The 13982-nt window shown below is 63.5% G+C and carries 13 protein-coding genes and 1 tRNA gene; 5 read left to right on the forward strand and 9 right to left on the reverse strand.

Going from position 1 to position 13982, the window contains the following annotated elements; genetic code table 11:
• Nucleotides 1-5: 5 nt before the first annotated feature.
• The 4 genes from NKH13_RS03815 to NKH13_RS03830 are packed head-to-tail and all read right to left on the reverse strand — an operon-like array spanning nt 6 to nt 4441.
• Nucleotides 6-782: an enoyl-CoA hydratase/isomerase family protein gene (locus NKH13_RS03815; protein ID WP_352713567.1), complete on the reverse strand. Its 777-nt coding sequence runs from the start codon at nt 780-782 to the stop codon at nt 6-8.
• A complete protein-coding gene (locus NKH13_RS03820) occupies nt 775-2376 on the reverse strand; it encodes an acyl CoA:acetate/3-ketoacid CoA transferase (protein WP_352713564.1) in 1602 nt (533 codons plus the stop codon). The genes NKH13_RS03815 and NKH13_RS03820 overlap by 8 nt, the downstream gene beginning before the upstream one ends.
• Nucleotides 2373-3389: a Gfo/Idh/MocA family protein gene (locus tag NKH13_RS03825; protein ID WP_352713561.1), complete on the reverse strand. Its 1017-nt coding sequence runs from the start codon at nt 3387-3389 to the stop codon at nt 2373-2375. The genes NKH13_RS03820 and NKH13_RS03825 overlap by 4 nt, the downstream gene beginning before the upstream one ends.
• Complete coding sequence (locus NKH13_RS03830; RefSeq protein ID WP_352465863.1) at nt 3386-4441, reverse strand: LacI family DNA-binding transcriptional regulator; 1056 nt, start codon at nt 4439-4441, stop codon at nt 3386-3388. The genes NKH13_RS03825 and NKH13_RS03830 overlap by 4 nt, the downstream gene beginning before the upstream one ends.
• A gap of 242 nt (nt 4442-4683) precedes the next feature.
• Between NKH13_RS03830 and NKH13_RS03835 the strand changes: the two genes are divergently transcribed.
• Complete coding sequence (locus NKH13_RS03835; protein WP_352713558.1) at nt 4684-5838, forward strand: dihydrodipicolinate synthase family protein; 1155 nt, start codon at nt 4684-4686, stop codon at nt 5836-5838.
• 162 nt (nt 5839-6000) lie between these two features.
• Complete coding sequence (gene fcl, locus NKH13_RS03840) at nt 6001-6963, forward strand: GDP-L-fucose synthase (protein WP_352910731.1); 963 nt, start codon at nt 6001-6003, stop codon at nt 6961-6963.
• A gap of 92 nt (nt 6964-7055) precedes the next feature.
• Here the strand turns inward: fcl and NKH13_RS03845 are convergent.
• Nucleotides 7056-7130: transfer RNA gene (locus NKH13_RS03845), tRNA-Val, on the reverse strand.
• A gap of 104 nt (nt 7131-7234) precedes the next feature.
• Nucleotides 7235-7597, reverse strand: coding sequence for a cell cycle two-component system response regulator CpdR (gene cpdR / locus NKH13_RS03850; protein WP_006199474.1), 363 nt, complete (start codon nt 7595-7597; stop codon nt 7235-7237).
• Between the two features lie 153 nt (nt 7598-7750).
• On the opposite strand from cpdR, the gene NKH13_RS03855 reads away from it, so the two are divergent.
• Both NKH13_RS03855 and hisN read left to right on the forward strand, forming a co-directional pair.
• Nucleotides 7751-8692: an N-formylglutamate amidohydrolase gene (locus NKH13_RS03855; RefSeq protein WP_352910733.1), complete on the forward strand. Its 942-nt coding sequence runs from the start codon at nt 7751-7753 to the stop codon at nt 8690-8692.
• Nucleotides 8693-9041: 349 nt separating this feature from the next.
• Entirely contained in the window at nt 9042-9815 is a 774-nt protein-coding gene (hisN, locus tag NKH13_RS03860; RefSeq protein ID WP_352910735.1) for a histidinol-phosphatase, read from the forward strand.
• A gap of 60 nt (nt 9816-9875) precedes the next feature.
• Here the strand turns inward: hisN and NKH13_RS03865 are convergent, their stop codons facing one another.
• Together NKH13_RS03865 and NKH13_RS03870 are read right to left on the reverse strand one after the other, a co-directional pair.
• Nucleotides 9876-10331: a styrene oxide isomerase gene (locus NKH13_RS03865; RefSeq protein WP_352910738.1), complete on the reverse strand. Its 456-nt coding sequence runs from the start codon at nt 10329-10331 to the stop codon at nt 9876-9878.
• A gap of 138 nt (nt 10332-10469) precedes the next feature.
• Nucleotides 10470-11444 carry an alpha/beta fold hydrolase gene (locus NKH13_RS03870; protein WP_352910741.1) on the reverse strand — a complete coding sequence of 325 codons (975 nt, stop codon included), beginning with the start codon at nt 11442-11444 and terminating at the stop codon, nt 10470-10472.
• A gap of 471 nt (nt 11445-11915) precedes the next feature.
• On the opposite strand from NKH13_RS03870, the gene NKH13_RS03875 reads away from it, so the two are divergent.
• Entirely contained in the window at nt 11916-12380 is a 465-nt protein-coding gene (locus tag NKH13_RS03875) for an Hsp20 family protein (RefSeq protein WP_023675381.1), read from the forward strand.
• A 94-nt stretch (nt 12381-12474) separates the two neighbouring features.
• Here NKH13_RS03875 and NKH13_RS03880 read toward each other — a convergent pair whose 3' ends face one another.
• On the reverse strand, nt 12475-13527 hold the full coding sequence (locus tag NKH13_RS03880; protein WP_352910744.1) for a threonine aldolase family protein: 1053 nt from the start codon (nt 13525-13527) through the stop codon (nt 12475-12477).
• Nucleotides 13528-13982: the final 455 nt, after the last annotated feature.

Genomic DNA, 13982 nt, shown 5'->3' on the forward strand with positions numbered 1-13982 from the left:
GGTTCCTAAGATCTTGAGAACGCCGGCTTCTGCTTGGCCTTGAAAGCCTCGACGCCGGCCCTGAGATCGCTTGTCAGCGCGATGAAGCCGCTGGCCAGCGCTTCGGTCGCGGCAGCACTCTCTTCGCCCTCGGCGATGGCAATCATCAGCTTGGCGGCTTCGGTCGCGAGCGGCCCGCGCTCGGCGATCTTGCCGGCCCAGGCCTTGGCTTCGGCGAACGCCTTACCGGTCTCGACCACCCGGTCGACAATCCCCAGAGCAAGAGCCTCGGTCGCCAGAAACACCTCGCCGCCGAGCGCCATCCGCCGCACCGCCTGCGCACCGAAGCGGCGCACGGCGCGCTGTGTGCCGGACCAGCCGGGAACGACACCGATCGAGGTCTCCGGGAACCCAAGCTTCACCTGCGTTTCCGCCACGCGAAAGTCGCAAGCCGCCGCCAGTTCCAGCCCACCACCCAGCGCATGGCCGGCAAGAATGGCGATCGTCGGCTGCCGCAGCCGCGCCAGCCGATCAAAGACGCGGTGGCCGTAGCGAACCCATTGCACCTGGAAATCGGCGGCGCTCATTTCTGCCCATGCCTCGACGTCGCCGCCGGCGCAAAAGCCCTTGCCTTCGCCGCAGATCAGCACGACGCGGACGCCGTCCGCCGCCTCGGCCTCATCGAGTGCTGCTTCCAGCGCCCGCAGCATCGGAATGTCGAGGGCGTTGAATTTCTCCGGCCGGCGCAGCGTGACAATGCCGATGGCGCCGTCGGTTTCAAAGGTGACGAGGCGCTCAGCCATGGGCGCCTCCAAGCGAGGCGCCGCCATTGAGCGACAGGCCGATCGGCCGGTCCCTGTAGAGCGCATCCGGCGTCACTTTGAGATCGTTGGCTACGGCGAGCGGGATCTCGGCCTGCGCCAGCACATCGCGCTCCAGGTCGATGCCCGGCGCCAGCTCCGTCACCATCAGCCCTGCTGGCGTCAGCTTCATCACGCAGCGCTCGGTGACATAGGTGATATCCTGTCCCTGCGCGACGGCACGCTTGCCCGAGAAGGAGATATGCTCAACCTCGCCGACGACTTTCTTGACCTTGCCCTCCTGGTCGATGCGGATGCCGCCATCAGCAAGCGACAGCTTGGCGCCGGCATTGAAGAAACCTGAAAAGACGATCTTCTTCGCCCGCGCGGTGATGTCGACGAAGCCGCCGGCGCCGGCGGTGACGTGGGGCCGCGCCGAAAGCTTCGACACGTTGACAGAACCATGGCGGTCGATCTGCAGGAAGGACAGCAGCGAGGCGTCGAAGCCGCCGGCCTGGAAATAGATGAACTGGTGCGGCGAGGGCATGAAGGCGTCGGCGTTCGACGAGCAGCCGAACTTGAAGTCGAGCAGCGGCACGCCGCCGACCGCGCCCTGTTCGATGACCCAGGTGACCTTGCCGTGCTGGCCTTCCTCGAGCAGGATCCGCGGCACATTGGCCGAGATGCCGAAGCCGATATTGACCGCCATGTCGTCGGCAAGCTCCATGGCGACGCGGCGCGCAATGACCTTCTGGACGTTCATCTCGGCGTTGCGGAAGCTCGACAACGGCCGGAAGATCTCGCCGGAGATGGCCGGATCGTAGGGCGTCAGCGTCGTCTGCAACTGGTCGGGCGCCACCACGATATGGTCGACCAGCACGCCGGGCACGCGCACATCGTGCGGTTTCAGCGTGCCGTTCTCGACGACGCGCTTGACCTGCGCGATGACGATGCCGCCATTGTTGCGGGCGGCGAGCGCCTGTTCGAGGCCGCCGAGATAGGCACCCTCATGCTCATAGGTGAGGTTGCCGCGCTCGTCGGCCGTGGTGGCGCGGATGATCGCGACCTGCGGCACGATCGAGCGAAAATAGAGCCACTCCTCGCCGTCGAACTGCTGCACCGAAACGATCGGCTCGCTGGCGGCCGCGTTCATCGCGCAACCCTGATGGCGCGGGTCGGCAAAGGTATCGAGCCCGACCTTGGTCAGCACGCCGGGGCGCTTGGCGGCGGCCTCGCGATGCATGTCGAACAGGATGCCGGACGGCACGTTATAGGCGGCGACCGAATTGTCGCCGATCATCTTCCAGATCTGCGGCGGCTCGGAAGATGACGGCCCGGATGGATAGGAGCCGCACAAAGTGCGCTTCAACAGGCCGGGCTTGGCTAGATGGTCGATGCCCTTGATGCCGTACATGTCACCGGCGGCGATCGGGTGCAGCGTCGTGATGTCCTTGGGATGGCCTTCGGCGTCGAAGCGCTCGCCGATGGCGGCAAGCACTGCATCCGGGCAGCCGAGGCCGCTCGACGACGATACGGAAACGACCATGCCATCCCTGATCAGGCCGGCGGCCTCAGCCGCGGAGACGAGCTTGCTCACGCAGCACCCCCGAGCTTCGAGTCGATGGCGACGGCCTTGCCGGACTTGGCCGATTGCAATGCCGCCTCGGCTGCGGTCAACGACCAGACGCCGTCCTCGCCGGTGGCGGACGGCTGGCCCTCGCCACGTATCGCCGCGTGGAATTGGCGCAGCGAACGGGCATAGAGGTCTTCGCGGTCGAAGCTCAATTCCTCCTCGCCCTGTGCCGTTCGCAGCAACACCGAGCCGACCGGCTTCTGCGTCATCACATCCTTGCCGATCAGCGAGCCTTCGCTGCCATGCACCTCGAAGCCGGTGCCGGCGAATTTGGTGGTGAAGCCCTCATGCGATTGGGCAATGACCCCCGATCCGAAGCGCCAGAGGCACATGGCGCCGTCTTCCAGCCCGCCGGCGGCCATGCCGGCCGATTGCGTGAATGCCGAGATCTCGACCGGATCGTCGCCGAGCACGAAGCGCAGCGTGTCGGCATCGTGCACGGTGATGTCGAGCACCACGCCGCCGCCGGCGTCCGGCCTGGTGATGCGCCAGCCCTGCAGGTTTTCCGGCAGATAGACGGAGTGGAAGACGCGCGCAGCGATCGGCCTGCCGATGCGGCCGGCAGCGATCGCTTCGCGCATCGCCCGATGCGAGCCGGCATTGCGCAGATGGTGGTTGGTGCCGAGCACGACGCCGGCGGCCCTGGCGGCGGCGACCATCTTGCGCGCGTCGGCGCTGGTCAGCGCCAGCGGCTTTTCGCACAGCACATGCTTTCCCGCCTCGATGGCGGCGAGTGCCTGTTCGAGATGCAATTCGTTGGTGGTCGAGATGTAGACGGCGTCGATATCGGATTTGAGCAGGGCGTCCAGCGTCGAGACCGCCGCCTGAATACGGTTTTCGCTGGCATAGGCGGTGGCGCGCTCCGGGCTGGAGCTCATCACTGCGGCGATTTCGCCGTCCGGCTGCGCGCGGATGGCGCCGATCATGAACTGTCTTGCGATCGTGCTGGCGCCGATCAGCCCCCAACTGACGGTCATGCCGCGTCTCCCATTCCTGCGCAGCCATGCTCCTTGCGATCGGGGCCGCAGCTTTCCCTGACCACGAGGTTGACGGCGCCGATATGATCCTCGGCGCGCGTGGTGCGCGATTGGATCATCTTCAGCACGACATGGGCGGCGCGCTCGCCGAGGCCGGCGGTGTTCACCGACACGCTGGTCAGCGCCGGCATATAGTGCTCGGCCTCGGCCACGTCGTCGAAGCCGACGACGGCAAAGTCCGCGCCGGGTTCCAGGCCGCGCTTGCGCAGCGCCAGCAAGACGCCGAAGGCGACCGCATCGTTGAAGCAAAGGGCTGCAGTCGGCGGCGCGGCCATGGCGAGCGCGGTTTCCAGGCAGGCAATGCCGCCCTTGCGGCTGGTTTCGCCCTCGAAGACCAGCCTGTCGGCCGGTGCGATGCCGAGCGCTTCACAGGCCTCGCGAAAGCCGCCCAGCCGCTCGTGATAGACGACAAGGTCGGACGAGCCGCCGAAGAAGGCCAGCCGGCGGTGGCCCTTACCGATCAGATGGGCGGTGGCGAGATAGGCGCCGCGATGATTGTCGGGTGTGATCACCGGGATGCGGCTTTCGGGAAGGCGGCGCATGACGAAGACGACCGGAACGCCCGCGGTCTCAAGGCGGCGGAACGCGCCAGGCGTGGTGCCGCGCGCCGGCGACACGACGAGCCCGGCGACACCCTGCTCCATCAGTGATTTCAAAACCTCTTCCTGGCGCACCGGGTTTTCAGCGGTATTGGCGATGAAGGGCACGACGCCGGCCGACTGGAAGACGCGCTCCATGCCGACCGCCAGTTCGGCGAAAAACGGATTGGTGAGATCGTTGATGACCATGCCGATGACATTGGAATGGGCCTTGCGCAGATTGGCGGCGCCGCGGTTGTAGACATAGCCGACATCCTCGATCGCCTTGCGCACCTTCAGCGCGGTTTCAGGCCGGATCAGCCCGCTACCTTGCAGCACCAGCGATACCGTCGATTTGGACACGCCCGCCTCACGGGCGATGTCGAGTATCGTTGCCTTGGCCCGGCTGGCCATCCAGATCTGTCCTCCCGGTGGTTTCTTGTGCGATTTATTGGAACGATCTAATCCCTGCGGCGCATTTGAGTCAATCGCGTTTTTTCGAACCGGAGAAAAATGCGGCTCAATAGGCGCAATCCTCCAGCAAGTACGGCTTTCACCTGCTGCGATGCAGCAATTTGACCGGCGCGACGAAGGGCGGCAAAGTATCTTGATTTATTGGAACGTTCCATTTAATAGGCGCTGGGAAGGAGAGAGCCATGGACATCACCTTGCCCGGGGAAGGCGGCGGCCGTATCCGCTACCGGCTTGTCGGCCAGCCGGTGCAGCCTGTGGCCGGCGCGCGGTTCTCGCGCATCGCCTACGCCGCCGCCCATGTCGTTGCCGATCCCCTCGCCATGACCGATCCGTGGTCGAGGCCCGCGGTCGACTGGGACAAGACAATGGCGTTTCGCCGTCACCTTTGGCGGCTCGGCTTTCGCGTCGCCGAAGCGATGGACACCTCGCAGCGCGGCATGGGTTTCGACTGGGCAAATGCCAAGGAATTGATCCGCCGCTCCATTATCGAGGCGCGCAGCGTCGAGGGCGCCGATCTCGCGTCAGGCGCCGGCACCGACCATCTGGCGCCGGGGGCCGCGAGCACGCTCGACGATGTCATCGCGGCCTATGAGGAGCAGTTCGGCTTCATCGAAGGGCTTGGCGGCAAGGCGATCATGATGGCCAGCCGGGCGCTGGCGGCGATCGCCAAAAGCCCCGACGACTATGTCAGCGTCTACGACCGCATCCTGTCCCAGGCATCCGGCAAGGTCATCCTGCACTGGCTGGGTGACATGTTCGACCCGGCGCTGAAAGGCTACTGGGGCAGCAGCGATTTCGAAACCGCGCTCGAGACGGTGATCGCGATCATCGAACGCCATGCCGGCAAGGTCGAAGGCATAAAGATATCGCTGCTCGACGCCGGCAAGGAGATCGCGCTCAGGGACCGGCTGCCCGAGGGCGTGGTGATGTTCACCGGCGACGACTTCAACTACCCCGAGCTGATCGCCGGCGACGGCGACAGACATTCGCACGCGCTGCTCGGCATTTTCGATACCATCGCGCCGGTCGCCAATGCGGCGCTGGCAAAGCTGGCCGACGGCGACCGCGCCGGCTATGACGCGCTGATGGCGCCGACAGTGCCGCTGTCGCGCAAGATCTTCGAGGCGCCGACCGAATACTACAAGGCCGGCATTGTCTTCATGGCCTGGCTGAACGGCCATCAGGACCATTTTTCGATGGTCGGCGGCATGCAGTCGGCGCGCGGCATACGTCACTATGCCGATGTCTTTCGCCTTGCCGACCAGGCAGGATTGCTGGCCGAGCCGGAGCTTGCCATTGCCAGAATGACAAGCCTCTGCGCGGTAGCGGGCGTCTGATCGCAAGACATTGCAGCGTCCAATCTGCAAGCCCGGTTTCGGGTGGCTTTGCGATTTGGCTTGTCTGGGCAAATCTGTATGCGGTATGCGTCCAACAGAGAAGCCGATCCGGCGCTCTGCCGGCCAACCGGCAAAGCTGCCGTTCTGCATTGGGATAAGCTGATGACCTTCGACCTTCGGGGCAAGCGCGTTTTCGTGGCCGGACATCGCGGCATGGTCGGCTCGGCCATCCTGCGCCGATTGGCCGACGAGGATTGCGAGGTTCTGACCGCCTCGCGCGCCGAGCTCGATCTTCTCGACCAGGCCGGCGTGCGGCGCTGGATGGCCGACCGCAAGCCGGATGCAGTGGTGATGGCGGCGGCCAAGGTCGGCGGTATCCTGGCCAACAACAGGCTTCCCGTCGATTTTCTGCAGGACAATCTCGTCATGCAGAACAATGTCATCGACAGCGCCTTCCGCAACGAGGTGCAGAAGCTGCTGTTTCTCGGCTCGTCCTGCATCTATCCCAAATTCGCGGCGCAGCCGATCTCCGAGGACGCCTTGCTGACCGGCCCGCTCGAACCTACCAACGAATGGTATGCGATCGCCAAGATCGCCGGACTGAAACTGTGCCAGGCCTATCGGCGCCAATACGGTGTCGACTACATCTCGGCTATGCCGACCAATCTCTACGGCCCGGGCGATAATTTCGACCTCAATTCAAGCCATGTCGTGCCGGCCCTGATGCGCAAGGCGCACGAGGCCAGGCGCGCCGGCCGCAAGAGCCTGGAGGTGTGGGGATCGGGCACGCCGATGCGCGAATTCCTGCATGTCGACGACGCTGCCGACGCGCTGGTCTGGCTATTGAAGAATTATTCGGGCGACAGCCACATCAATGTCGGCTCTGGGGAAGACATCACCATTGCCGACCTTGCCCGCACCATCGTGTCGGTCGCCGGCGCCGATGCGGCGATCACATTCGATGCGACGAAGCCGGACGGCACGCCGCGCAAGCTGATGGACGTGTCGCGCCTATTCGCCACCGGCTGGCGCCCGCGCTACTCGCTGCGCAGCGGATTGGAACAGACCTATGCCTGGTTTCTGGAGCACGTCGAGACCGGGGATCTGCGCCTCGGCGCGGCCTGAGGCCGGTATTGGCGAGCTCGGCATCAGGACTGGATGAGGCTGAGAACGCCAGCCGATGAAAACACCGACGGCCAATTGAGGGATTATCTGGATGGTGGGCGTGACAGGGATTGAACCTGTGACCCCTGCAATGTCAATGCAGTGCTCTCCCGCTGAGCTACACGCCCATCCGAAGCCGCGCATACACCATTTTTGGTTCGGCACGTCAATAGCGGGAAAAGGGAAAGAATGGCTGGCTTGCCGCGTCGGTCAAGCGGCGACAAAAAGCGCGTCAGGCGGCCTGCAGCATCTTTTCGACCTCGTTGACGAGGTCGCGCAGGTGGAACGGCTTCGATAGCACCTTGGCGTCTTTCGGCGCTTTCGAATCGGGGTTCAGCGCGACGGCGGCAAAGCCGGTGATGAACATCACCTTGAGGTCAGGATCGATCTCGGTGGCGCGACGGGCGAGCTCGATGCCATCCATCTCGGGCATGACGATGTCGGTCAAAAGCAGCGAAAAAGGCTCCTCGCGCAGCCGCTCATAGGCACTGGCGCCATTGTCGAAATCGCTGACCTGATAACCGGCGCGCTCCAGCGCCTTGACGAGGAACCGGCGCATGTCGTCGTCGTCTTCCGCCAGCAGAATGCGTGCCATCTTGTCCCGTCCGAATCACCCAACCGACAATGCCGTGCGGCAAGCCCGTTAACCATGCTGTATATGAGGAGGTGACGGTAAACATCAAGTGAACGTTGGCCGCACAATCCTGATTTGGCTGGCACTTCGGCGGCTGGACATGCGGGCGGCGAGGTGGCACTTTCCTATCATGATGCATTGGTGTTTCCGGGTTCGTTCAAATTGAAAACGGCAGCCGAGGATTTTTCGCTCGTTCCACCCTTCGAAATCCGATCGGGCGCCGAACAGCGCGTTCCCTTCCTCTTCAACTCGCCGCATAGCGGCCGCTACTATCCGGACCGGTTCATGGCGATGGCCAAGCTGGACCGCAACGCCATCCGCCGCTCCGAGGACTGCTATGTCGAGGAATTGTTCGGCGGCGCCGTCGCGCTCGGGGCGCCGATGCTGGCGGCAAACTTCCCGCGCGCCTATCTCGACGTCAACCGGGAGCCGTGGGAACTCGACCCGCGCATGTTCGCCGAACCGGTGCCGTCATTCTGCAACATCCGCTCGGCGCGGGTGGCCGGCGGGCTCGGCACCGTGCCCAAGCTGGTCGGCGAGGGGCTCGACATCTATTCCGGCCGCTTGCCGCTGGCCGAAGCCGTGGCGCGCATCGAAGCGGTCTACAAGCCCTATCACGAGGCGCTGAAACGGCTTTTGACCAGAACCCATGCGCGCTTCGGCTACGCCGTGCTGATTGACTGCCACTCGATGCCGGCAAGCATAAGGGTCGGCGACAGCGGATTGCGGCCGGACTTCATCGTCGGCGACCGCTTCGGCATTTCCGCCGCGGCGGCGTTGACCGAGACGGCGATCGGCCTGCTCACCGGCATGGGCTACAGCGTCGCCCACAACAAGCCCTATGCCGGAGGCTTCATTACCGAGCACTATGGCCGCCCCGTGCGCCATCTGCATGCGCTGCAGATCGAGGTCAATCGCGGGCTCTACATGAATGAGCGGACGTTCCAGAGATCAGCTGGTTTCGACGCCCTGGCCGACGATCTGGCGCGGTTTTCGGCCGAACTGATGGCGATGCCCGATGACAATTTCATGGATCTGCCGCTGGCCGCCGAATAGCGCCGGAATCGCGGCATTCGCGGCTCATGAGGGCAGCGTAAAAAAAGACCGCATCGTTTGCACGACACGGTCGAAGTCTAGGGAGGAAACGCCCAAGGAGGGCATGGACAGGAACCCCTGTCCGAGAACAAACGTATTGTGCGCTGCACAAATGTCAAGGCGCGTTCCGGCTTTTTTAATTCACTGTGAAGTGGAAATTGCATTTCCATGACGGCTGCGTTGCATTCGAGCAACAGTTGGCACCGTGCAAAAGGCTCCGAACGCCCTTTGTTTCGGCACAAACGCCCTTGTTTCGGCATAAATCCGTAGGCAAACCGGCATCTCAAACATGCTGAAGCGGGAGAATCAGTTGGACATCAGTATCGAGTTCATGCGGCGCATTGCGCGTGCCGCCGCAGCCGAGACCTTGCCGCGCTTCCGCAATCAGGGCGCGGTCACCAACAAGGAGCGCGGCAGCTTCGACCCGGTCACCGAGGCCGACCGTGAAGCCGAGCGCGCCATCCGGGCGGTGATCAGCGCGCAATACCCCGATCACGGCATCCTCGGCGAGGAGCATGGCAGCGAAAACATCTCCAGCCGGCATGTCTGGGTGATCGATCCGATCGACGGCACGCGCGCCTTCATTTCCGGCCTGCCGGTATGGGGCACGCTGGTCGGGCTGACGGTCGACGGCGATGCCGTCGCCGGCATGATGTCGCAGCCCTTCACCGGCGAGCTGTTCTACGCCAATGCTTCCGGCTCGCATTATGAAGGTCCGGGTGGCCCGCGAAAACTCACGACGCGCAAGACCACAAATCTCGCCGAAGCGACGCTGTTCACCACCACGCCGGCGCTGTTCAAGGGAGACGCGCGCTCACGCTACGACCTGTTCGAGAAGCAGGTCCAGCTCGCCCGCTACGGCACCGACTGCTATGCCTTCGCCATGGTGGCGGCGGGCAGCGTCGATATCGTCGCCGATCCGGGATTGAAGCCCTACGACATCGTGGCGCTGATTCCGATCATCGAGAAGGCAGGCGGCGTCGTCACCACTTTCGAGGGCGGACCGGCGGAAAACGGCGGCGACATCCTGGCAGCGGCGACACCGGAGCTGCACGCGGCGGCGATGACGGCGCTGCGCGGCTGAGCATCCGGTGCACCCAAGCGTCTGTTTTTGCGCAAATCCGACGGAAACCGCGGTTCTAAATTAGCAGTCGGCAGGCCAAGCGTCCGAGAGACGCGGGCCCCACAAAATGAGCACGAAAGAGATGAGGCCGGTCGGCGCGGACGAATACGCCACGCCTTTGATCACGGCTTCCTGAAAGGCGCTCCCGTGGACGGCTCCGGCGGCCAACGGCATTGTCTCGTTGCCGGCCCCCCAGGCGCTGGCAATCACGTAGGCGGCCAGGATCGCCAAAGCCGAATAGATCAGGAGCCAGAACGCAATCCGCGACATCGCCGCGCCGAGATTGAGCCTAGACCATGTGAGGCCTAGCGCCAGCAAAAGAACGCCCTCCAAGGCGCTGAGCGTGTGCGCGGACAGTCCGAGCCGCGGTGCGGCGAGGTACGGTATTGCAAACCCCTCGAATGACGAAAACAGCAGCAGCGCGACGCCAATCTGCAGCCGATGCCCCTGACGTGACAGCGTGTTCGATGCGTTCATGGTCGTTTTTCTCCCGGCGAATGACCTCCAACCTCTTTGGCAGCAACCTAGCGCGCGATGCCTGAACGGGAATAAGGGGGCGAGCTGTGCCGGGCAAGCGACCCGCGCAGGCTTTATTGCCGGGCGCCGGCGAAGCGGTCAAACAGCGTCGCCGGTTCCTGGGATGAAGGCATCGAATGCCGCAAGCAGTTGCTCGCGATAGAGGTCGGCTTCCTGCAGGATCTCATGGCGGGCGCCGTCGATCATCACTAGCGAGCCGACGCGCAGACGCCTCGCATAGGCCTCGACTGCCCTGGTCGAGACGACCTGGTCGGCGCCGGCGGCGATCATCAGCAAGGGCACCTGGATCTTGGCCATGAAATCCGGGTTGCTGACGATCAAGGACGCCTCCGTGGCCGCCTTCAGCCAGCGGATCGTCGGTCCGCCAAGCGCCAGCTGCGGACAGGTTTCGTAGATCAGCGTGTTGCGCCGATAGCGCGCCGGATCGCTGGTCAGCTTGTTCATGGCGAAGGGCACTGATTCCTTGGGCCGCGGCCCCCATGCGGCATAGAGCCGGCCAAGGCCGAGAAGGCAGAACAGCGAAGAGATGCGGCGGACGGTTTTTACCGAAACCGGGAGGTCCGGCACGGTGAAGAACGGTGCGATCAGCACCATGCGGCGCACGCGGTTCGCCATTGCGGGCGCGGCGAGCAGCGCAATCACCGCGCCGGCCGAGTGGGCCAGTATGTAGTAGGGCCCTCGGCAATCGGGCAGCACGATCTCCTCGAAGAACTGCTCCAGATCGCCGGTGTAGTCGAAGAAGCTCCGGACGAAGCCGCGCTGTCGGTCGCCGATCAGCCGGTCGGAAGCGCCCTGGCCGCGCCAGTCGAGGGTTGCCACGCCAAAGCCCCGGTCGGCAAGGTTGCGAATGGTCTCGAAATACTTCTCGATGCACTCGTTGCGGCCGGTCAGGACGACGACGGTGCCCTTCATCGGGCGGGCAACCGCGGCAAACAGCCCATAGCGGATCTTCTTGCCGTCGCGCGTGGTGAAGAAGCCGCCGGCCGCGTTTTCCGGCAGCGGATTGCCCGGAGTTTCGTGGAAGAGAGGGGGCTGGTGGAAAAGATCGGTCATACGGTGTTTGGTTGGTGTCGGTGCCGACGGGCGCAAATCAGGCATAAACGCCCATGCGCCAAAAGCAAAGGAATTCGGGACGTCGGGGAGGTCGATCCAGGCAGCGAACAAGAAAGGCCGGAAGCAGCCGTGGGCGTGCTTCCGGCCTCTGTCGACCGGGAGGAAGGGACGTTACACCCGGTTCGGCCTCGTCGTGTCGCCTTTTCCGGCGACCTGTTCGTGATCTCGAGAACAGTTTTAATGCCGCCTGGCTGAACGCTCGCCGAAGCCACGGTTCATCTGCCGTTCATCGGCATCGGGACGTGGGCCGGGACCGGTCCCGTTCGGACGCGGGAAATCTTGAAATGCCGTCGTCCGCTTCCCAAATTTGTCATGCGGCCGCCAATGTCGGGGCCGCTGGCCCATCCGGAACGCCGTCACGGGTTTCGCACCGGCCATACGCAACCTTGTTGCTCAACAGGAGAACACACCATGCGTCACGTTGATTTTTCCCCGCTCTACCGTTCGACCGTCGGTTTTGACCGGCTGTTCACCATGCTCGATTCGCTTGCGCAGCCGGAAGGCCAGACGTACCCGCCTTACAACATCGAGCGTACGGGCGAGGATGCCTATCGCATCTCGATGGCTGTGGCCGGCTTCTCGGAAGATGAGATTTCGATCGAAGCTCACCGCAATGTGCTGACCGTCAAGGGTGAGCGCAAGGAGGAAGGCAATGGCGAAGGCTCCGAACTGCTCTATCGCGGTATCGCCAGCCGAGCCTTCGAGCGCCGCTTCCAGCTTGCCGATCACGTCGAGGTTGTCGGCGCCGCGCTGAAGAACGGCCTGCTCTTCGTCGACCTCAAGCGCAACATCCCCGAAGAGCTGAAGCCGCGCAAGATCGCGATCACCTCGGCTCCGGCCAAGGCCAAGCAGATCGAGGCCAAGACTGCCGCCTAAGCCAGGCAGCTAAACTCTCCCGGGATGCCAACTCCCCGGGAAGAAAGGGCGGTGCAGCAATGCGCCGCTCTTTTTTGCTGGTGGGCAAGGCTTGCTATCCGGCGAGCAGGTAGCCGAAACGGTCGACCTCGTCGGCCGTGGTCGCGAAGCTGGTGACGAAGCGATAGAGCGCTTCGTCCTCGCCAATATGGCCGTCGTAGCCGAGCGGCCTGTGCCAGTCGTGGAAGGCCGCGCCTGCCGCTTGCATTCTTTCGGCGTCGGCCTTTTTCATGACCGCGAAGACCTCGTTCGCCTGCGGCAGCCAGGCCAGCCGGGCCGAAGGGGAATCTTCTATCGCCGCGGCAAGCCGTGCCGCCATCGCATTGGCGTGCCGTGCCGTGTCGAGCCATAGCCCACCCCTGAAATAGGCATCGAATTGCGCTGCGATGAAGCGCGATTTCGAGAACAGCTGGGCCGCGCGCTTGCGCAAAAAGGCCAATTCCTTGGCTCGCTCGAGGTCGAACAGCACGATCGCCTCGGCGCACCAACAGCCATTCTTGGTGCCGCCGAAGGAGAGGATGTCGACACCGTGCTTCCAGGTCATTTCGGCCGGCGTCGTTTCCAGCGCGACGAGCGCATTGGCAAAGCGGGCCCCGTCCATGTGCAGCGGCAATCCCCGCTGCTTTGCGATCGCCGAAATCCTGGCGATTTCGTTCAGCGTGTAGACGGTGCCAACCTCGGTCGACTGCGTGATCGAAACCGCCATCGGCGGCCCGGAATGGACGTTTTCGGGTGCGAAACGGTCCACCGCCCGTTCCAGATTGCCGGCATCGATCTTGCCGAGTGCGCCTTCGACTGTATAAAGCCGCGAACCGCCGGTGAAATATTCCGGTGCACCGCATTCGTCCTCGATGACGTGCGATTCGCGATGGCAGAAGGAAATGCCGCCTGGCTTGTTATAGGCAGTCAGCGACAGCGAATTGGCAGCGGTGCCGGTGGCGAGGAAAAACACCGCGACTTCGCATTCGAAGATTTCATTGAAGCGCTGGTAAACTGCCTTGTCGAGGAAGCCGTCGCCATACGCGGTGGAGAAGCCGTCGGCATGGGCCGAGAGGCCGGCAGCGATACGGGGATGGGCGCCTGCCCAATTGTCGGAAGCGAAAATCATGCGTCTGCCTATGCTGGGGAAAATCGGTGCGAGCTTGGCCGCTTTCGCACGCCGGCCGCAAGTGGCAGATGCAGAAAATCCGCTAAAGCCAGCGAAAGCCTGACCGTAGACGCAGCGACGGAAGGTTACGCTGTGACCGCGTTCCGCGCAATTTTCTGTCGCGAAAGCTTCAAGAATTTTGTGAATCGGTCTTGTGTGCATCCAAAATTTCTGTCATAAAAATTTAGGACAGTAGTGCTGTCTTATTTTGTCGCACAAAACTGGCCGCATTGGCATATGATTGCGCCTCTGCGGCAATTGCCGCGAGCGATAGCTAGACAGCCTGGCTCTGGCCTGTACGAATACCATATGCGAACCATGCGGAAAGCCGCACGGTCGGCAAGAATTTCGCAAGACGTGCCGCAAGATTGAAAGGGGAGCCACGCGCTTCCCGACGGAAACCAGCGCCCGAAGGG

The organism is Mesorhizobium sp. M1348, assembly GCF_040317925.1.
Classification (GTDB): domain Bacteria; phylum Pseudomonadota; class Alphaproteobacteria; order Rhizobiales; family Rhizobiaceae; genus Mesorhizobium.